At 69.2% G+C, this 18123-nt stretch carries 19 protein-coding genes and 2 tRNA genes; 10 read left to right on the top strand and 11 right to left on the bottom strand.

The features are described 5' to 3' along the window. The 4 genes from QMG86_RS25850 (at position 1) to QMG86_RS25835 (ending at position 4217) form a co-directional block, all read left to right on the top strand. Entirely contained in the window at positions 1-1140 is a 1140-nt protein-coding gene (locus tag QMG86_RS25850; RefSeq protein ID WP_281875254.1) for an acyl-CoA dehydrogenase family protein, read from the top strand. Between the two features lie 295 nt (positions 1141-1435). After that, on the top strand, positions 1436-2494 hold the full coding sequence (locus tag QMG86_RS25845) for an enoyl-CoA hydratase/isomerase family protein (protein WP_281875253.1): 1059 nt from the start codon (positions 1436-1438) through the stop codon (positions 2492-2494). Then, a complete protein-coding gene (gene mmsB, locus QMG86_RS25840; protein ID WP_281875252.1) occupies positions 2494-3393 on the top strand; it encodes a 3-hydroxyisobutyrate dehydrogenase in 900 nt (299 codons plus the stop codon). Before QMG86_RS25845 ends, mmsB begins: the two co-directional genes overlap by 1 nt. After that, on the top strand, positions 3390-4217 hold the full coding sequence (locus QMG86_RS25835; protein WP_281875251.1) for an enoyl-CoA hydratase: 828 nt from the start codon (positions 3390-3392) through the stop codon (positions 4215-4217). The genes mmsB and QMG86_RS25835 overlap by 4 nt, the downstream gene beginning before the upstream one ends. 37 nt (positions 4218-4254) lie before the next feature. On the opposite strand, the gene QMG86_RS25830 is transcribed toward QMG86_RS25835, so the two are convergent. Together QMG86_RS25830 and QMG86_RS25825 are read right to left on the bottom strand one after the other, a co-directional pair. Next, positions 4255-5301 carry an Hsp70 family protein gene (locus QMG86_RS25830; RefSeq protein WP_281875250.1) on the bottom strand — a complete coding sequence of 349 codons (1047 nt, stop codon included), beginning with the start codon at positions 5299-5301 and terminating at the stop codon, positions 4255-4257. 125 nt (positions 5302-5426) lie between these two features. Further along, positions 5427-5978: a MarR family winged helix-turn-helix transcriptional regulator gene (locus QMG86_RS25825; protein ID WP_281875248.1), complete on the bottom strand. Its 552-nt coding sequence runs from the start codon at positions 5976-5978 to the stop codon at positions 5427-5429. A 114-nt stretch (positions 5979-6092) separates the two neighbouring features. Between QMG86_RS25825 and QMG86_RS25820 the strand changes: the two genes are divergently transcribed. Continuing rightward, positions 6093-6167 (top strand) — tRNA-Cys (locus tag QMG86_RS25820). A 73-nt stretch (positions 6168-6240) separates the two neighbouring features. Here QMG86_RS25820 and QMG86_RS25815 read toward each other — a convergent pair. From QMG86_RS25815 to QMG86_RS25790, 6 genes are all read right to left on the bottom strand, one after another. Further along, on the bottom strand, positions 6241-7293 hold the full coding sequence (locus tag QMG86_RS25815) for an ABC transporter ATP-binding protein (RefSeq protein WP_281875247.1): 1053 nt from the start codon (positions 7291-7293) through the stop codon (positions 6241-6243). Continuing rightward, positions 7290-8843 (bottom strand): ABC transporter permease, encoded by a 1554-nt coding sequence (locus QMG86_RS25810; RefSeq protein ID WP_434085496.1) that lies wholly within the window; start codon positions 8841-8843, stop codon positions 7290-7292. The genes QMG86_RS25815 and QMG86_RS25810 overlap by 4 nt, the downstream gene beginning before the upstream one ends. A gap of 2 nt (positions 8844-8845) precedes the next feature. Continuing rightward, the gene (locus tag QMG86_RS25805; protein WP_281875246.1) at positions 8846-9868 is read right to left on the bottom strand and encodes an iron ABC transporter substrate-binding protein; all 1023 of its coding nucleotides are present in this window, start codon (positions 9866-9868) and stop codon (positions 8846-8848) included. Between the two features lie 107 nt (positions 9869-9975). Further along, positions 9976-11397 (bottom strand): metallophosphoesterase, encoded by a 1422-nt coding sequence (locus QMG86_RS25800; RefSeq protein ID WP_281875245.1) that lies wholly within the window; start codon positions 11395-11397, stop codon positions 9976-9978. Positions 11398-11401: 4 nt separating this feature from the next. Further along, positions 11402-12013 (bottom strand): Rv0361 family membrane protein, encoded by a 612-nt coding sequence (locus QMG86_RS25795; protein ID WP_281875244.1) that lies wholly within the window; start codon positions 12011-12013, stop codon positions 11402-11404. A 143-nt stretch (positions 12014-12156) separates the two neighbouring features. After that, positions 12157-12558 (bottom strand): nuclear transport factor 2 family protein, encoded by a 402-nt coding sequence (locus QMG86_RS25790; RefSeq protein ID WP_281875243.1) that lies wholly within the window; start codon positions 12556-12558, stop codon positions 12157-12159. A gap of 140 nt (positions 12559-12698) precedes the next feature. Here QMG86_RS25790 and QMG86_RS25785 point away from each other — a divergent pair, with 140 nt between their 5' ends. Next, entirely contained in the window at positions 12699-13073 is a 375-nt protein-coding gene (locus QMG86_RS25785) for a hypothetical protein (RefSeq protein ID WP_281875242.1), read from the top strand. Between the two features lie 479 nt (positions 13074-13552). Continuing rightward, positions 13553-14236: a hypothetical protein gene (locus QMG86_RS25780; protein WP_281875241.1), complete on the top strand. Its 684-nt coding sequence runs from the start codon at positions 13553-13555 to the stop codon at positions 14234-14236. 245 nt (positions 14237-14481) lie between these two features. Here the strand turns inward: QMG86_RS25780 and QMG86_RS25775 are convergent, their stop codons facing one another. Then, a complete protein-coding gene (locus QMG86_RS25775; RefSeq protein WP_281875240.1) occupies positions 14482-15135 on the bottom strand; it encodes a L,D-transpeptidase family protein in 654 nt (217 codons plus the stop codon). Between the two features lie 513 nt (positions 15136-15648). Here QMG86_RS25775 and QMG86_RS25770 point away from each other — a divergent pair. The 3 genes from QMG86_RS25770 (at position 15649) to QMG86_RS25760 (ending at position 16948) form a co-directional block, all read left to right on the top strand. Beyond that, on the top strand, positions 15649-16023 hold the full coding sequence (locus QMG86_RS25770; protein ID WP_281875239.1) for a hypothetical protein: 375 nt from the start codon (positions 15649-15651) through the stop codon (positions 16021-16023). A 70-nt stretch (positions 16024-16093) separates the two neighbouring features. Next, positions 16094-16471 (top strand): hypothetical protein, encoded by a 378-nt coding sequence (locus QMG86_RS25765; RefSeq protein WP_281875238.1) that lies wholly within the window; start codon positions 16094-16096, stop codon positions 16469-16471. Between the two features lie 192 nt (positions 16472-16663). Then, positions 16664-16948: a hypothetical protein gene (locus QMG86_RS25760; protein ID WP_281875237.1), complete on the top strand. Its 285-nt coding sequence runs from the start codon at positions 16664-16666 to the stop codon at positions 16946-16948. Between the two features lie 69 nt (positions 16949-17017). Here the strand turns inward: QMG86_RS25760 and QMG86_RS25755 are convergent. Together QMG86_RS25755 and QMG86_RS25750 are read right to left on the bottom strand one after the other, a co-directional pair. After that, a tRNA-Arg gene (locus QMG86_RS25755) sits at positions 17018-17090 on the bottom strand. Between the two features lie 105 nt (positions 17091-17195). Further along, the gene (locus tag QMG86_RS25750) at positions 17196-17804 is read right to left on the bottom strand and encodes a DUF305 domain-containing protein (RefSeq protein ID WP_350356418.1); all 609 of its coding nucleotides are present in this window, start codon (positions 17802-17804) and stop codon (positions 17196-17198) included. Between the last annotated feature and the right edge of the window lie 319 nt (positions 17805-18123).

Here is an 18123-nt window from a genome sequence, read left to right as displayed (position 1 = left end):
ATGTTCGCACTCGACGACGACGAGAAGGCGATCCGCGACACCGCGCGCGGCTTCGCCGACGAATTCCTCGCCCCCAACGCGCTGGAATGGGACGAGCAGAAACATTTCCCGGTGGACGTGCTGCGCAAGGCGGGCCCGCTCGGCCTGGGCGGCATCTACGTGCGCGAGGACGTCGGCGGTTCCGGGCTGCGCAGGCTCGACGCCGTGCGCATCTTCGAGCAACTGGCCACCGGCTGCCCGGCCATCGCCGCCTACATCTCCATCCACAACATGGCGGCGTGGATGATCGACCGCTACGGCGACGACGAGCAGCGCCACCGCTGGCTGCCCCGGCTGACCGCGATGGAACTGCTGGCCAGCTACGCGCTCACCGAGCCGAGCGTCGGCTCCGACGCGGCCGCGTTGAGCACCAAGGCCGTTCGCGACGGTGACGACTACGTCTTCAACGGCGCCAAGCAGTTCATCTCCGGCGCGGGCGCCACCGACGTCTACGTCGTCATGGCGCGGACCGGTGACGCGGGGGCGCGCGGGATCTCGGCGTTCATCGTGCCCGCCGACACCCCCGGCGTCTCCGTCGGCGCCAACGAGAAGAAGATGGGCTGGAACGCGCAGCCGACCCGTCAGGTGATCTTCACCGATGCCCGGGTCCCGGCCGCCAACCTGCTCGGCGCCGAAGGCGACGGGTTCCGGATCGCGATGAACGGGCTCAACGGCGGCCGGCTCAACATCGCCGCGTGCTCGGTCGGCGGCGCGCAGGCGGCACTGGACAAGACGGTGCCGTACCTCGCCGAGCGGCACGCGTTCGGCAAACCGCTGTTGCGCAATCAGGCGCTGCAATTCGACCTCGCCGACATGCGCATCGAATTGGAGGCCGCCCGCACGCTGTTGTGGCGGGCCGCCGCGGCGCTGGACGCCGACGCGCCGGACAAGGTGGAGCTGTGCGCGATGGCGAAGCGCTTCGCCACCGACGCGGGCTTCGAGGTGGCCAACAAGGCCCTGCAACTGCACGGCGGCTACGGCTACCTGGCCGAGTACGGCCTGGAGAAGATCGTCCGGGATCTGCGCGTGCACCAGATCCTCGAAGGCACCAACGAGATCATGCGGGTGGTCGTCGCCCGCGCACTGGTAGGAGCGGCATGAGCGGTCAGGCCCGGAGGCGGCAGCGCAGCGTGACCACGGAGGGCCCCGCTCATGCCGGAATCGGACACAGCATGAGCGGTCAGGCCCGGAGGAGGCAGCGCAGCGTGACCACGCAGGGCCCCGCTCATGCCGGAATCGGACACGGCATGAGCGGTCAGGCCCGGAGGCGGCAGCGCAGCGTGACCACGGAGGGCCCCGCTCATGCCGGAATCGGATACGGCATGAGCGGTCAGGCCCGGAGGCGGCAGCGCAGCGTGACCACGCAGGGCCCCGCTCATGCCGGAAAGGACACAGCATGAACGACGTTCTGCTCGAACGGCGCGACGGGCTCGGCCTGATCACGCTGAACCGGCCCAAGGCCATCAACGCGCTGAATCACTCGATGGCTCTGGCCATCACCGGGGCGCTGCGCGAGTGGGCCGAGGACGACTCGGTGCGCACCGTCGTGGTCACCGGTGCGGGGGAGCGCGGCCTGTGCGCGGGCGGCGACATCGTCGCGATCCACGCCGACGCGAAAAACGGTGCGAACACGGCGGATTCGGCTACCGGGCGGTTCTGGCGCGACGAGTACGTCCTCAACGCCTTGATCGGCCGCTACCCCAAGCCGTACGTGGTGATCATGGACGGCATCGTGATGGGCGGCGGCGTCGGGCTCTCCGGGCACGGCAGCCACCGCATCGTCACCGAGCGGTCCAAGATCGGCATGCCCGAGGTCGGCATCGGCTTCGTCCCGGACGTCGGCGGCACCTACCTGCTCGCCCGCACGCCCGGCGAGATCGGCACGCACGTCGCGCTGACCACCGCGCGCATGAGCGCGGGCGACGCCATCGCGGCGGGCTTCGCCGACTACTTCGTCGCATCGGAGGATCTGCCCGCCCTACTGGAGACGCTGCGCACGGAGAGCGCCGACATCGCGATCGCCAAGTTCGCCACGGACGCACCGGAATCCGCGCTCGCGGCCGGGCAGAGCTGGATCGACGAGTGCTACGGAGCCGATTCCGTCGAGGAGATCGTCGCGCGGCTGCGGGCGCACGAGTCTCCCGAGGCGCGGGCGGCGGCCACCGAGATCCTGGCGAAATCCCCGGTCGCGCTGAAGGTCACGCTGCGCTCGTTGCGTGCGGCGCGGACCGCGCCGAGCCTGGAGGCGGTGCTGAACGAGGAGTACCGGGTCTCCATCGCCTCCCTGTCGTCGCATGATCTGATCGAGGGCATCCGCGCGCAGGTGATCGACAAGGACCGCAATCCGCGATGGTCGCCCGCGACGCTCGAGGCGGTGACGGACGCGCAGGTGGACGCATACTTCGCCGAGCTGGGCGATCGAGAGCTGGGTCTGGTGACCCCGGAGGTGGCGTGATGAGCAAGCGAATCGGATTCCTCGGCCTCGGCCACATGGGCGGGCCGATGGCGGCCAACCTGGTGCGGGCGGGCTACGAGGTGCTCGCCTTCGACCCGGTGCCCGCGGCGCGGGAACAGGCGGAGCGCGACGGCGCGACGGTGGCCGGTTCGGCCGCCGAGGCGGCCGAGGCCGACACCGTGATCACCATGCTGCCCAACGGCAAACTCGTCCTCGACGTGTACGCCGAGCTGCTTCCGGCCGCCGCGCCGGGCACGCTGTTCATCGACTGCTCCACCATCGACGTGGCCGACGCGAAGGTCGCGGCCGAACGCGCCACCGCCGCCGGGCACCGCGCACTGGACGCACCGGTTTCCGGCGGCGTCGCCGGCGCGGCGGCGGGCACGCTGACCTTCATGGTCGGCGGCGCCGCCGAGGACTTCGCCGCCGCACTGCCGGTGCTCGAGGTGATGGGCGGCAAGGTGGTGCACTGCGGTGGTTCCGGCGTCGGCCAGGCGGCGAAGATCTGCAACAACATGCTGCTGGGCGTGTCGATGATCGCGCTGTCGGAGTCGCTGGTGCTGGGTGAGAAGCTGGGGCTGAGCCATCAGTCGTTCTTCGACGTGGTCTCGACGGCTTCCGGCCAGAGCTGGGCGCTCACCAGCTACTGCCCGGTCCCGGGCCCGGTGCCGACCAGTCCGGCCAACAACGACTACCAGCCCGGTTTCGCGACGGCGCTGATGTCGAAGGACCTCGGTCTCGCCGCGAACGCCTTGCGCGAGAACAACGTCGACGGGCAGCTCGGATTGCTCGCCGCCACGATCTACGACCGCTTCAACCAGACGGACGCGGGGCGGGACTTCTCCGCTATCGTCACCGATATCCGTGACCGTTCCGACCGTGAGGGTGCAGAAGAATGAGCGCATCGCAAAGCGATTCCGTGGGAGGCGGGGGCCGGGCGACGGGCGGGCCCGACTTCGAGACGATTCTGCTGGAACGCAAGGGCCGGGTCGGCTGGATCACGCTGAACCGCCCGAAGGCGCTGAACGCACTGAACGCGCAGGTCCTCGACGACGTCATCGCCGCGCTCGACGAGCTCGAGCACGACGACGAGATCGGGGCCATCGTGATCACCGGCTCGGAGCGGGCCTTCGCGGCGGGCGCCGACATCAAGGAGATGCAGCCCAAGTCGTACATGGACATGTTCATGGACGACTACTTCGCCCGCTGGGACCGGCTGGCGCAGTTCCGCAAGCCCACCATCGCCGCGGTGGCGGGCTACGCGCTGGGCGGCGGCTGTGAGCTGGCCATGATCTGCGACCTCCTGCTCGCGGCCGACACCGCGAAGTTCGGACAGCCGGAGATCAAGCTGGGCGTCATCCCCGGCATCGGCGGCTCGCAGCGCCTGACCCGCGCGATCGGCAAGGCGAAGGCCATGGACCTGGTGCTCACCGGCCGCAACATGGATGCCGAGGAGGCCGAGCGGGCGGGGTTGGTCTCGCGGATCGTGCCCGCCGCGGAACTGCTGGACACCGCTCTCGAGGTCGCCGAGACCATCGCGTCGATGTCGCTGCCGGTCGCCATGATCGCCAAGGAAGCGGTGAACCGCTCGTTCGAGACCACCCTCGCCGAGGGCTTGCGCTTCGAACGCCGGGTCTTCCACTCGCTGTTCGCGATCGAGGACCAGAAGGAAGGCATGAGCGCCTTCGTCGAGAAGCGTCCGGCGAAGTTCACCAACCGCTGACCTCGCGATGCCGCCCGGCCGGGCGGCATCGTCGCGGTTATCCGAAGGCTCCGGGCGTGGGCACGACGATCTCCGCCGGCGGGGGCCCCTTGTCGCCTTCCGGTCTGGGCGCGTCCTTGCTCGTGGCGAGCAGTCCGGCGATGGTGGCGCCCAGAGCGAGGGTGACCGCGGCCGCCGCGATGAGCTTGCGCCGGTCGACGCCGGCCGGGACCAGGGTGGCTCCGGCGCGCAGCCGCGCCATCCGCACGTCGCCGCCCCGGCGTTCGGCGGCCAGCAGCACCGCGCCGCGCGCGGAGACGATCTCGGGTTCCGGGTCGTAGACGATCGGCAGGTCGATCAGCTCGGCCAGCTCGGCGCGAATGCTGGGACTGCGGGTGCACCCGCCGAGCAGCACCATGGCTTCCGGTCGCACTCCGGTCTCGTCGATGACCTGCCGCACGAACGACACCGAGTGGTGGATGCCCGCCGCGCACAGTTCGGCCAGGTCGCTGCGGGTGACCACGGCCCGGTCGCCGGTGCCGTCGTCGATCGCCGTGACCACCCTCGCCTCGCTCAATTCCTCGCGGTGGCGGCGGATGGTCGAAGTGTCGGTGAACACGCCGTCGCGGGCCAGCCGCCAGCGCAGCAGCGCGTCGTAGCCGTCGCCGCCGAGCACCGTGCTGCGCTTGCTGGACAGAATCGTGTCGGTGCGGCAGTCGGCATGGGTGATGGTGAGCCCCGAGCTGCCGAGGTCGTAGAGGATCACCGAGCCGCTGTCCGGCAGTTGCCCGGTGAAGCGCAGATAGCGCAGCTGGGCCAGCGGCTCGTCGACGATGGTGACGCCGCGGCCGCGCACGCCCGCGCGGATGGCGTCGGCGTGCAGCGGACAGCGGCAGGTCACCGCCGTGCCCGAGATCAGCTCGTCGCGCCGGTCGGCGGCGCCGTTCATCCGGCGGATCGCCTCGAAGACCGACTCCTCGACGCCACCGCCCGCCCGCCGCGGCACTTCGCAGCGATCGATCGGGGGTAGGTGTGGCTGATCGGAGTGTGTCAGCATCGCGTGGGCGCCGCCAGCGCCCGCCGATACCCCCAAGACCAGCACCATGTTCTCCATGGTGGACCTTTTCGCCTCCGCTGCCAAGACGGCGTGCCCGGCAATTCGCCGGATGGATGCCGGAATGTCACCCGCCGATCGGTCGAGCGCGGTATGCGACCGACCGGTACGCCGAATCAGTCTGTGGCCGTGGCCGACCAGCGCGCCGTTCCCTCCGCCGTCTCGAAGTCGCCCGCGGCGTGTCGGAATTCGGCGAGCAGTTGCAGGAGTGTATGCAGCCGCTCCGGTGGGAGGCCGGGCAGCGCGAAGACTTTCGCGTTGAGTTCCTCGGTGGCCTTCGCCACCAATTCGCGTCCGGCGTCGGTGATTTCGATCAGGGTAGCGCGCCGGTCGCTGGGGTGCGGCACGCGCTCGACGAGCTTCGCCGCTTCGAGCCGGTCCACGGTGTTGGTGACGCTGGTGGGATGGACCTGCAAGCGGGCGCTGGCCTTCGCCATCGGCAGCGCGCCGGTCTTGCTGAAGTTCAGCAGCATGAGCAACTCGTAGCGGGAGAAGGTCAATCCGGTCGGCTTGAGCGCCTCGTCCACCCGGGCCATCACGATTTGCTGGGCCCGAACCAGCGACGTCACCGCGGCCATGCCGTCGGCGACATCGCCCCAGCCGTGGCCGACCCACTGGCGGTGGGCTTCCTCGATCGGGTCGTTCGGAAGCGGGCGTGGCCGAGACATGTTCCGATCATTCCATGTCACCACGGGCGGACGGGGACATCCGACCAGCCTTCGGATCACCGTGAGCGCAATGGTAGGCGGGGCCTACCCGTCGCGGGCACTATCTAGGGCGAGGCGGGCGTGGCTGAGTGGTTTAGGCAACGGTCTGCAAAGCCGTTAACGCGGGTTCGATTCCCGCCGCTCGCTCCAAGCGTCTCGATGTCCGGCTCGGTGTACGCCACCGCCGAGCCGGGCATTCCGAGGCACACCATCGAGCGTCGCTTCAGGCGGCGTCGTTCGGTTCGGCGTACGCCACGGCCGTGCCGACCACTTCGAGGCGCACCCGCTGCCCGGTCACCGGGGCGGCGACGCTGGCACGGCGTACCCGGATGGGGGTGGCCGTACCGTCCAGCTCGATCGTCAGGATGACGTCGGCGCCGCGGAAATCGACGGCGCGGACCCGGCCGGTCTCCGACTCGTCCTCCGAAGCGATATGCGCGACAAGCTGTTCCGGGCGCAGCATGACGGTGGCCGGTCCGCCCGCGGCGCCGCGCTGCACCGGAATCCGGCCCAGCGCGCACTTGGCCACGTCGGCCTCCACCACCGCGTCCAGCAGGACGCAATCGCCGAGGAACCGGGCGGTGAACAGGTCCTTCGGCGTCGCGTACACCTCCTTCGGCGTCCCGACCTGGGTGAAGCGCCCCTCCCGCATCACCGCCACCTGCGCGGCGAAACTCAGCGCCTCCTCCTGGTCGTGCGTCACCAGGATGCTGGTCATGCCCGCCTCGCGCAGTGTGTCGGCCACCGCCTGTCTGGTCGTCGCGCGCAGGCCCGCGTCCAGCGCGCTGAACGGCTCGTCCAGCAGCATCACCGACGGCTTGCGCGCCAGTGCGCGGGCCAGCGCGACGCGTTGCTGCTGACCGCCGGAGAGCTGATGCGGCCTGCGGTCGGCGTAGGACGCGTCCAGCGACACCATCTCCAGCAGCTCCCGCACCCGCCCGCGGCTGCGGCGCCCCGAGCCGGGCAGGCCGTAGGCGATGTTCTGGCCGACCGTCAGATGGGGGAACAGCGCACCGTCCTGGGCGACGTAACCGATGTTACGGCGCTGCGGTGGCACCGAGATACGCTCGCCGACAACGGTTTCCGTTCCGATCGAGACCGATCCCGCATCCGGCGACTCGAATCCGGCGATCACGCGCAACAGCGTGGTCTTGCCGCACCCGGACGATCCGACCACGGCGGTCGCGGTATGGTCCGGCACGTCGAGGCTGATCCCGCCGAGAACCCGGGTGTGCCCGAAGGTCTTCGACACATCGGCGACGACAACGCGACTCATATCCCGGCCGCCTTCCGCGAGTTGGTGAACAGCAGGTAGGTCACCGGCACCGCGGCGACGATCATGATCAGGGCGTACGGCGCGGCGGCCGCGTAGTCCAGTTCGCCGGACAGGCCCCAGAACCGCATCGCCAGCGTGCGGGTTCCGTTGGGCGCCAGCAGCAGCGTCGCGGTCAGCTCGGTCGCCACGGCGACGAACACCAGTGCGGCCGCGGCCGCCGCGGCGGGCGCGGCGAGACGCAAAGTGACCAGGAAGAACGTCGCGGGCGCCGATTTGCCCAGCGATCGGGACGCCTCCTCCAGGCCCACCGGCACCTGAGCCAGCCCGGCCCGGACGCTGACCAGTGCCCGGGGCAGGAACAACAGCAGATAGGCGGCGATCACCATGCCCGCCGTCTGGTAGAGCGCGGGCGCCCAGCGGATGGTCACGGTCACCATGGCCAGCGCGATCACGATGCCGGGCAACGAACTGGTGATGTAGTTGGCGCCCTCGACCAGCCGCGCGAACGCGGAGGTGGAACGGACCGCGATCCAGGCGACCGGGAACGCGCACAGCGTGGTGAGCAGCGCGGCGACGGCCGCCAGACCCACCGTCTGCCCGAGCGCGTTGCCGATGTCGGTGAGGTCCCACACCGCCGTTCCGCCGACGCGCAGCCAGCGCCCGATGGTCCACAGCGGCACGCCCAGAGCACCCGCCGTCACTGCGACGAGCGCGGCCAGCACCGGTATCGTGGCGCGGCGCAATCGGATGCGGGTCGCGGCGCGCGGCGCCCCGCTGCCGATCCGCGCGTAGCGCGCCCGGCCGCGCAGCCCGGCTTCCGCGCCGAGCAGCGCCAGGCAGCACAGGACGAGCACACCGGCCAGCATGCTGCCCGCCGGACCGGCGAAGCTGGACTGGTACTGCTCGAAGATCGCCGTGGTGAACGTGTCGAACCGGACCATCACGAAGGCGCCGTACTCGGCGAGCAGATGCAGCCCGATGAGCAGCCCGCCCCCGAGAATCGCCAAGCGCAACTGCGGCAGCACGATCCGGGCGAACACCGCCACCGGCCCCGAGCCCAGCGCCCGCGCCGACTCCTCCACCGCCGGGTCCAAGCGGCGCAACGTGGCCGCCGCGGGCAGATAGACCAGCGGGAAGTAGGACATCGTGGAGATCACCACACCCGCCCACAGGCCGTGCATGGTCGGAAAGACGCTGACCCAGGCATAGCTGTTGACGAATGCCGGAACTGCCAGCGGCGCCACGAAAACCGGCCCCCACCACGACTTACCGGGCACGTCGGTGCGTTCGACCACCCAGGCCAGCCCGACACCGAGCGCCACGCAGATCGGGACGGTGCACATCACCAGAGCGGCCGTGTTGCCCAGCAGCTCACCGACCCTGGGCCGGAACACCAGCTCCGTCGCTTCCTCGAAGCCCGTGGAGAAGACCGTCGAGACGATGTATCCGAGCGGCACGAACGTCGCCGCCACCAGCAACAGCGCGACGCCCGTGACCAGCGGCCCCGGTCTGCCGACCCGGGGCGCGGCGACAACGGTCCGCAGTGCCACGGCTACAGCAGACCCGCTTCGGTCATCAGCTGCGTGACCTTCTTCGAGTCCAGCTTCGACGGGTCGACCGCAGGGGCCTGGAGGTCGGCCAGCGGCGGCAGCGCCGGGTTCGCGGCCACGCCTGCGGCCACCGGGTACTCCAGCGACGTGCCGTCGCGCAGCACATCTTGTCCGGTCTTGCCGACGATGAACGCCAGGAACTTCTGCGCCGCCTCCTGCTTCTTGCTCGCCTTCAGCACGCCACCGCCGGAGACGCTGACGAACGCGCCCGGGTCCTGGTTCTTGAAGTAGTGCAGGGCGGTGTCGGCGCTGCTCTCCTTGGTGTTCGCCTGGTCGCGGTACCAGTAGTAGTGGTAGATGACGCCGCCGTCCGGGCTGCCGGAGTTCACCGCCTTCATGGTGGCGACGTTGTTCGGGAAGGGTGTCGCGTTGTCCTTCATGCCCTTCAGCCAGGCGCGGGTGACGTCCTCACCCTTCAGCGCGAGCAGGGCCGCCACGATGGCCTGGAAGTCGGCGCCGGAAACGCCCGCGCCCCAGCGTCCTTTCCACTGCGGCTGCGCCAGATCCAGCAGTGAGGCAGGCAGCTGACCCGGCTGGACCTTGTCCTTGTCGTAGACGAAGACGGTCGAACGCGCGGCGACGCCGGTCCACTTGCCGGTGGACGGGCGGAACTGCGCGGGCACCTGCTCCAAAGTCTTGGCCTCGACGTCGGCGAACAGGCCAGCGTTCTCCACCAGCGCCATCGCGGGGGAGTTCTCGGTGAGGAAGACGTCGGCGGGCGAGGCCGCGCCCTCGGCGACCAACTGGTTGCCCAGCGCCGTGTCACCGCCCTGGCGCAAGGTCACCTTGATGCCGGTTTCCTTGGTGAACGCGTCGGCCCATTCCTTGGTGAGCGACTCGTGCTGCGCGTTGTAGACGGTGATCTCGTTCGCGTCGTCCGAGGAATTCGAGCACGCCGTGCTGCCGAGCGCGGTCATCGCGAGGACCAATCCAGCGGCAATCGTCTTCCATCTGACCGGCTTCATCCTCGTCCTTCCGACGCGTCTCGCATGCCTATGTTGAGGCTTACCTAAGGAAGATACCGCGTCCGACGTGCGCAAACCTTCTCGGATGTGCGGAACCCGTTCGTTCGCTACCGCAGCCCCGAGAAGTCGCGCAGCACAACGTGATTGCGGTCCGCGCAGGTGCCGAGCGTGTAGTCGGGGAGCAGCCCGAAGTACTCGCCGCGGGTGAGCGCGCTCCAGCGCCGCGCGTCCTCGGTGCGAGTCTTGTAGAAATTGACCATGTAGCCGCCCTCGTAGACGCGCAGCAGGCTGTAGCCGCCCGGATACTCCTTGACGGCGGCGACCTCGAGGAACTCCACCGCGCACGGCGCATCCGGCCTGGTGCGGCGATTGCGGTGCGTGTGGCCGCTGTGCTGCAAAAAGACCCCGGGGCTGCGGGTGTAGAGCGCTTGCAACTCGGCGCTGTCGCGTCCGTCGAGCACGAATCCCGGGCCCGCGAGGTTGGTGAACCCGGACTCGGCCGTGACCGGGTGATGGCCGAACAGCAGCGTCGGGCGGTCCGGGTCGGCACGCAGGCGTTCGGCGAGGTGATCGAACTGGGGACGTTCGATGGACCCGCCCGCGCCGTCGAGCCTGCTGGTGTCCACGCCCAGCACCCGCAGGCCGCCGATCTCGTGTTCGACCAGTTCCTGTCGTGCGGAGAAGACATCGGCCCAGCAGTCGTGATGGTCGGCGGGCGCGGGTGCGCAACCGGCGTACTCGCCGCCCAGGTGCGGGCGGTCGTGGTTGCCGCGCACGGCCAGGTAGTCGTGGCCGAGCGCGCCCCACGCGTCGAGGCGGGCCCGCACCGCGCGGGTGTCGGAGGCGGAGGCTTCGGCGGTCAGGTCCCCGGCGAGCAACAGGAGTTCGGCCGCGCGGTCGGGGCGGCGCAGGTCGTCCAGCACCGCCGTCAGCATCACCTCGGGATAGGGCGCGAGACCGGGGCCCTGCCGGACGCCGGGCGGCAGGTCGCCTGCGATCAGCCCGCTGACCTGCTCGCCGTAGTGCACGTCGTTGGCCAGCGCCAAGGTGTGCAGCTTGCGGCCCGGCGGCGGAACGAGGGTGGTGAACTCGCCGCGCGCTTCCGGCGCGGCGGGGTCGGCGGTGGTGAGCGACAGCGCAGGCGTGGCGCGCAGCCCCGCCGACCACGCTTCGAAACGGTAGGCGCGGCCCGGTTCGAGTCCGCCGATCTCGGCGTAGTGGAACGGAGTGGGACGGTCGTCGGCGAAGACCAGCAGCGGTGCGCGCGCGGAATCGGCGGGACTTATCCGCACCTGGGTGTCGGCGCCGACGGGGATCAGCCGTCCGCTCGGGTCGGGCGCGAGCGTGGTCCACGTGAGGATCACCGAGGTATCGGTGATCGTCACCACTTCCAGATCGGTCGCGACGATCGTGTTCGGTTGTGCCGACGATTTTTCGGTGCGGCCGGCGAAGGGGAGGAGGGTGGCGAGGGCGAGTGCCCCGAGAACGGTTCTGCGGCTCGGTCCGCAGCAGCTCATGCGCGGGTGCATGCGATCAGCGCGTGCCCTCCGCGGAGCAGATCTTCCACTTGCCGTCTTCCTTCTTCAGATGCTCGGTCGTGCTGGTCTCGGTATCGGGTTGCCGGCCGGGCACCTCGACGGTGAGCTTGCCGGTGACCTTCGCGGTCGCCGTGTCATCGATGACGACGATGTCCTCGATCCTATCGATCGTGACCGACACCGAGGTGCTGTCGAATTCGCTCTTCTCCTGCTCGGTCATCGCCTCGAAGGTGGCGCGTTCGCGCGTGCACGCCAGTTCGGCCGCCGCGCGGAAGCCGCGCGAGTCCAACGTCTCGTAGAAGTCGCGGATCGCCAGTTCGATCCGCTTCTCGTCGGAGGCGAGCGGACCCCGTCCCTGCGAGGTCAGGAAGAATCCGGCGATCACCGCGCCCGCGATCACCAGGGCCACGATCACCACCAGGCCGACGATCAAGCCGGTGTTGCTTTTCCTGGGCGGTGGCGGATAGCCCCAGGGCGGGTAGCCGGGTGCCGGATAACCCTGGCCCGGCGGTGGCGCGGGCTGTCCGGGTCCGGGGTAGCCAGGCGACGGCTGTTGCGGGTACTGCGGTCGGTCATCCGGCGGTTGCCCGCCCGGCGGATAAGCCATCTCGTCCTCCGGTCTACCCCCGGGTGCCAGGATCGTTTACGGCAAAGGCGTGCCCGGGTGACCGGAAACCAAACCAGGCCGGATGGTCGCGCCGGGTGATGCCGCCGAGGGAGCGCGTGCCCTCCAGCCGTGGCGGACGGTCTTCAGGCCGCCAATGCGGCGTGCCAGCGTGCGGTGTCGGTGAACTGGTGTAGCCGCGTGATGCGGCCGTCGTCGTCGACCTGCCACAAGTGCACGAATTCGGCGTCGTACTCGCGGCCGGTGGCGCGGGCCGCGCCGCGATAGTGACCGGTCACCACGATGGTGCCGTCGGTGGTCTCCTGCCAGGTCTCGTCGTACGGCGCGGTGTCGAACTCGCGGGCGACCGCGCCCCAGACGCGCGCCATCACCGTGAGCGGGCCGTGGAAGACGCCTCCCGCGCCGCACGGCAGGCCCGGCGCGGTGCGCGCTTCGAACTCCGGATGCAGCAGGGCCAGGATCCCGGGCCCGTCACCGGCCTGTGTCGCGGCATAGAAACCCTTGACAACCTCGAACTTCGCGGACATGTCCACTCCTTCTAATACGAACGTTCTAGAACGAACATACTAGATCTAGGCACGCTCGGGCAGTGTGGTCGTCGTCATGCCGTCCGATTCGCGGCCGGGTTGCCTGGTGCTTGCCGCATATGTCCGGCTAACATTCGAACATGGGTTCGATCAGCGATGAAACGCCGCGAACCGAAGGAACGGAACCCGAGCTGGTCTACCCGAACCGGACCGGCCACTACTACCGCACCCTGACCTACCCGCCGCGGCCCGTCTGGGTGCGCCTGGACGCGATCCTGGTCCGCGACCCGGGGACGCCACGCCATGTGAACGGCGCGGGAGTCATCATGCGCGGCGAGCGCCCCGGAACCTTGACGCATTGGTTGCCCACGGTCGACGGGGACTGGATGGGACGGGTGACCTACAGTATCCAGTTCGCCGACGGGCGCCCCGACCTGCACGTGCGCGACCAGCTCGTCCCGGCCTACGCCCTGCGCCCGCGTCGCACCGAGCAAACCGAACCGGAGTCGACCTGATGGGCGATCCGCCCGCGCCTACCGGGCTCGGGCCTTCTGGCTGCGTTCGCGTCGCGTCGAGCGATCCGACCCTCTCGGCGGTCCGCCGCCCTGGCTGGGTGTTCTTCGCGTGGCGGCCTGGTCGGTGGTTCGCCGCCCAGGCTCGGTGTTCCCGCGTGGCGGCCCGGCGTGCGAGCGCTTCGGACCGGACCGATCTGGTCGGCAGTCCACCGCTCAGGCGTGCCGTATGCGGCCGGAGTCGTTGTCGCGCTGACTCCCGGACTCTCGACCGGGTCTGTTGCGCAAAATCCGGCAGGTGGAACACTGCGCCGGGCCGAGTCTCATTGCTGCGCATTTGCCGTTTGTGCATGCATCTGCGAGACCCCTGTGAGGAGCCCTTCCACCCTGGTTTGCCATGGCGGGCAGGCGTGGCGCGGCGGGTTGTCCGGCCGGTTGCCGATCGGTTGTCGCGGTGGGGGGCCGGTGATACGTTGCCCGGCATGGGATTTCAGTTGCCGCATCCCGAGGTGCTGTGGGCGCGCGTGACCGTCTTGGACGTGATCACCGCCGCTACCCACACCGATCGGGCCGCGAGCGGACAGGAGATCGGGCAGACGGCCGGAGTGGAAGGCGGCCGGCTGATCAACGACGACGGCGAGGGCAATTGGTACTCGCTGGTCAGATATCCCGGCGACCGTGCGCTGCTATTCGGCAGGGACGAGGACAACGAGGTCGCCGGGACCTCCTACGATCCGCTGTCCGCCGCGCCTGCCTGGGTGCGCTCGGTGGAACCGACGACGAAGCTGCCCGCCGGCGTCGAAGGCCCGGTGAGCTTCGTGCGCTGGTGGGAGTTCGGCCGCTGGCAACACACGCCGACCGACCTGGACGACGGCCTGGAGCTCGGCCTCAGCGCCGCCTCCAGCCGGGAGGACTTCACCGGCAGCGTCATGAGCGCCGCCATCCACGCGAAGTGGGTGGAGATGGACTACGAGGCGGGCAAGCTCACCGCGCTCACCGTCGATCCCACCGCCCTGCACGCCCTGTGCGATGCCACCGAGAACGGCTCCGTCACCAAGGCCCACTTCTACTTCCTCCAGCCCGGCTTCACGGCCCCCGCCTTCACCTACCTCACCAAGGCGGGCGTGCTCAGCTCGACCGACAAGCCCACCGAACCCCTGCCGTGACCCTCTGATCGCACGCGACACCCAACCCATTCGAGAAGGGCTCCGGCTTCCGGAGCCCTTCGCTCATATGACGGCGGCATTCGAGAAATCCCTTGTCCACGTCCCAGCGCCATCGGCTCGTCGATCGCCGGATTCGACGGTCGGCCGACTTCGATGCGGTCGGTGGCCGTGCAGCGCGACCGGACATCGCTCCGTTCGGCCGAGTCACTGCGCTTCGCCGCGAAGCCGACCGGAGAACAGCGGATTCAGATCGCGTACATGCCGATCACCGGCTTCCTCGACGGCTCGAGCGTGGCCAGCAGCGTGCGCATCACGTCATCGCCCACCGCGACGCACCCTGCGGTCGGCCTGCCTGCCTCGACGTGGACGAAGAAGGCCGAGCCCCGCTTCGGCACGACCGGAAACCGGTTGTAGTCGATGACCAGCGCGTAGTTGTATTGCGGGTCGGTCCGGCCGAGATTCTCACTGACGGTGGTGTCGAACGGGCACTCGCCCTCGGCGCATCGAAATTTCTGGTTGTACAGCGGGCTCTCCGTGTCCGACACCCACCACCAGGTATTCGACGGGTCCACCGACAGGTAGGGAAGCTTCGCGCCCGCGTGCGGTAACCGGCCGAAGCCCTCGGTCAACGCGAACGTGCCCTCCGGCGTATACGCCGCCCCCTCCCTCGCCTCCCGGGAAATCCCCGCCTTGCCCACCCAGGCGGGCACCGCCAACGTCCGCTCCCACCGCCGCATCCGGTTCCGCTGCCACAATTCCAACGTCCCCCGATCGGCTCCCGCGGGGGCGGTCACCCAGACGACTTGCGTGCCCGGCACCGCGTCCGGATCGAACGGCGGCCTACTCCCGGTCACCACGACGATCCCGACCACCGCGACCGCCACCAAAACCCCTGTCACGCCCCAGCGCACCCACCCGCGCCGGTTCCCAGCGTCAGCCAATCCTGTTCACGCTCCTCCGCGTATCAGACGCCCCGCCATCTCACACAGTGCCGAGCCATCGTATTCACCACCGCCCCCAGCAGACGTGTCGTTGAGCGGCACATGGCTGCGGCGAACGTCGAGTGAACCTCTCCGTGGTGTGCCACTCGCGTATCGATGTGGGGCTAGGGCGAATGGGACACCTTCACCACCGGCGCGGTGCGTGGCGGGTTCGAGCGGGCATGGGACTACGGCAACTTCGCCAACGGGCACCTCGACCTGCGGCGGATACCGCAGCGCGGCGACGTCAGCGATCAGTGCGCCGGCTTTCTCCGTTCGGTTGATGTAGGTGCCGCCGGTCTGGACATTCCGGCAGGACAGGCCAGGTGTGGAAGCCCGCCCGGTCGCCCGTGCCTACCAGTCGTTAAGGATTCCTTTAGACCGATCGGCGAGGGTCGCGCGACAGTGTTTCCTTTTTGCGCAGGAGCCTTGATGATCGCAACCCGTCTGACCCTCCTGGGACTTCCCGTGCTCGTGCTGGCCGCGACCGCCGGTCTGGCCACGGCTCCCACTGCCGTGGCGCAGCCCCCGCTGCCGACCTACACCTGCAAGTACACGCCCATCACCGACTACCTCGTGGTGTTCAGCTCGATGCGAGCGCGCAAATGCGCCGCGTCACCGGGCGCTCCGCTGGACGGCAATTACTTCTATCCGGTCCGGATGGAGAACAGCGTCACCGGTGAGAAATGGGAATGCGGTGGCGCGTTCCCGTACCTCGGCAAGCCCATCCATCCGGAAATGGGATCTTACGAGGCCGAGGCGGTGCTCAACGCCGGTGTGGACGCGAGCAATTGTCGCCCGATCTGACCCGTGCTGCGCGCGACAACGGCTTTCGACTGCCGAGAAGTATTGATTTCTATTTCGAACAGGAACCGCGATGAACACAACCCGTACAGTCCGACTCGGGCTGCCGATACTCCTGCTGGCCGCTACCACCGGCCTGGTGGCCGCCCCCGCCGCGGAGGCCCAAACTCTGCCGACCTATACCTGCGGTTACACGATCGACCTACCGCACTTCGGCTCCGTCAAAGGCCGCGAATGCACGGCCTCGGCGGGCGCTCCCCTGACCGGCCACCACTGGATCACCTTCCAGATGCGAAACAGTGGATCGGGTGAGACATGGGTGTGCAACAGCGTCGAGGCGGCTCTCGTCCCGTACTACCTGGACGACAAAATAGATCCGGACTACGCGGACTTCGAACGGGCATACGGTCGCGGCGCGGACGCGAGCGTCTGTCACCGCCTACTGGACTGACGCGGCATCGAGGGCATGGCCGGGGAGTGGGTGTTTCGTCCGTACGGTTCCTCCGTAACAACATCGGGGTACGGTCGATCCGGGCCGGTGACTCGACACCCGTACCTGGCGCTGTCGATCTCCGGCCTGCTCCATCCGCCTCGATCGAGGCGGATGGGTGCACGCTTTGCTGTCGCTAGAAAGGATCTGCCGGTGTTTTCGGCAACCACATCCACCGCTGCGCGTCGGATTTCGGCACGCGCAATCGTCGCTGGAGCAATCGTCGCTGTTCCCCTGACGATATCGACGATTCCGGCCTCGGCCGCTCCGGCGACGTCCGCTGCGGTCGGCACGGAAATCGGGCACGACGGCTGGGACGACCGCCCCGACTTCCGGGGCAAAGATTGGCCGGGGGATCACGACAACGGTCGCGGCAATGATCCGCTCTGGCGCCTGCTCCACGGCGTTCTGCCGAATGGCGTGTTCGGCAGCAGCTGAGCGCGGCCGAAGGCAGGAACGACAATGGCTCCCGACCAGAAGAATCTGGTCGGGAGCCATCGTGTCGCGTGCCCTCGGCAGGATTCGAACCTGCGGCCTTCTGCTCCGGAGGCAGACGCTCTATCCCCTGAGCTACGAGGGCGGGATAGGGCTCGGTCGGGGCCTGGGAGGCGGTCCGATCGGGCTGGGTCAGCCTATCGTATCGGCGGCCGTCCGCCAAAAAGGGCGGACGGCGGCGGGGTTCGGGTCAGGGGAGGGGGGCGGCCCCGCGGGCGGTGAGCATGGTGGTCATCAGGTCGGACTCGCCGCGCTGGGTCGTGGCCATGGTTTCGGCGAGGGTGCGCACCGCTGTGGTGTCGGCGTGCTGGGCGGCGTAGTCGATCATCGGCAGGCCGCCTCGGTGGTGGCGCAGCATGAGCTGCAGGAACATCGTGTCCAGCTTGGGGCTGGTGGCTTGGCGCAGCGCGGCCAGTTCGGCGGGCGTGGCCATGCCGGGCATGGTGGACACCGGCCCGGAGTGGTGCGGCATATCGGCTCCGGAATGGTCGTGGCCATCCATCGGCTCGCTCATCCAGCCCATGAACCCGTCCACGCCCTGCGCGGGCTCGCCCCACAACTGCAACCAGCCCTGCATGCGCCCGATCTGGCTCTGCTGGGTGGTGAGGATGTCGTAGGCCAGCCGCCGTACCTCGGTGTCGGTGGAACGAACCAGCACCACGCCCGCCATCTCGACGGCTTGCGCATGATGGGCCGACATGTCCTGGCTGAACCCTGTGTCGACCGGGCCCGGCTCCGGCTCCTTCGCGCCGTCCAGCGGAATCCGGGCGAGCACGCCGATCGCGAAGCCGATGAGCATGGCGCCGATGATTCCGAGGGCCAGCAGCGCCGTGCGCTGGCGGCGCAACTGCCCACCGATGCCGGAATCGCCTGACGCTTCGCCCTCGGCTCCGGTGGCTCCGGAATCGCTGGATCCGGCAGCTACTGCGCGCGTGGACCCCGCGGATTTTTCGCGGCTGTCGGCTCCGGTGCCTGGTTCTCGATCGAATCCGGCGGCTCGGTGCTCGCTGGATCCGAAGGCTTCCCGACTGCCGGACCTGGTGACGTCAGTGCTGGACGGGGCGGTGGCTGCGCGCTCGTCGATCCCGAGGGTGCCGCGACCAGCAGGGCCGGTCGCT

The sequence above is a fragment of the Nocardia sputorum genome, from assembly GCF_027924405.1.
Classification (GTDB): Bacteria; Actinomycetota; Actinomycetes; order Mycobacteriales; family Mycobacteriaceae; genus Nocardia; species Nocardia sputorum.
Note: the sequence above shows the minus strand (reverse complement) of the source record. Positions and strands in the feature narration are given on the sequence as shown.

Bases quoted from the DNA above. Each gene is read 5' to 3' on its own strand.
- mmsB (WP_281875252.1), top strand. From the start codon at position 2,494: ATGAGCAAGCGAATCGGATTCCTCGGCCTCGGCCACATGGGCGGGCCG.
- QMG86_RS25795 (WP_281875244.1), bottom strand. From the start codon at position 12,013: ATGGCTTATCCGCCGGGCGGGCAACCGCCGGATGACCGACCGCAGTAC.
- QMG86_RS25790 (WP_281875243.1), bottom strand. From the start codon at position 12,558: ATGTCCGCGAAGTTCGAGGTTGTCAAGGGTTTCTATGCCGCGACACAG.
- QMG86_RS25750 (WP_350356418.1), bottom strand. From the start codon at position 17,804: ATGCTCATCGGCTTCGCGATCGGCGTGCTCGCCCGGATTCCGCTGGAC.
- QMG86_RS25815 (WP_281875247.1), bottom strand. From the start codon at position 7,293: ATGAGTCGCGTTGTCGTCGCCGATGTGTCGAAGACCTTCGGGCACACC.
- QMG86_RS25835 (WP_281875251.1), top strand. From the start codon at position 3,390: ATGAGCGCATCGCAAAGCGATTCCGTGGGAGGCGGGGGCCGGGCGACG.
- QMG86_RS25800 (WP_281875245.1), bottom strand. From the start codon at position 11,397: ATGCACCCGCGCATGAGCTGCTGCGGACCGAGCCGCAGAACCGTTCTC.
- QMG86_RS25780 (WP_281875241.1), top strand. From the start codon at position 13,553: ATGGGATTTCAGTTGCCGCATCCCGAGGTGCTGTGGGCGCGCGTGACC.
- QMG86_RS25770 (WP_281875239.1), top strand. From the start codon at position 15,649: ATGATCGCAACCCGTCTGACCCTCCTGGGACTTCCCGTGCTCGTGCTG.
- QMG86_RS25850 (WP_281875254.1), top strand. From the start codon at position 1: ATGTTCGCACTCGACGACGACGAGAAGGCGATCCGCGACACCGCGCGC.
- QMG86_RS25845 (WP_281875253.1), top strand. From the start codon at position 1,436: ATGAACGACGTTCTGCTCGAACGGCGCGACGGGCTCGGCCTGATCACG.
- QMG86_RS25805 (WP_281875246.1), bottom strand. From the start codon at position 9,868: ATGAAGCCGGTCAGATGGAAGACGATTGCCGCTGGATTGGTCCTCGCG.
- QMG86_RS25785 (WP_281875242.1), top strand. From the start codon at position 12,699: ATGGGTTCGATCAGCGATGAAACGCCGCGAACCGAAGGAACGGAACCC.
- QMG86_RS25830 (WP_281875250.1), bottom strand. From the start codon at position 5,301: ATGGTGCTGGTCTTGGGGGTATCGGCGGGCGCTGGCGGCGCCCACGCG.
- QMG86_RS25825 (WP_281875248.1), bottom strand. From the start codon at position 5,978: ATGTCTCGGCCACGCCCGCTTCCGAACGACCCGATCGAGGAAGCCCAC.
- QMG86_RS25765 (WP_281875238.1), top strand. From the start codon at position 16,094: ATGAACACAACCCGTACAGTCCGACTCGGGCTGCCGATACTCCTGCTG.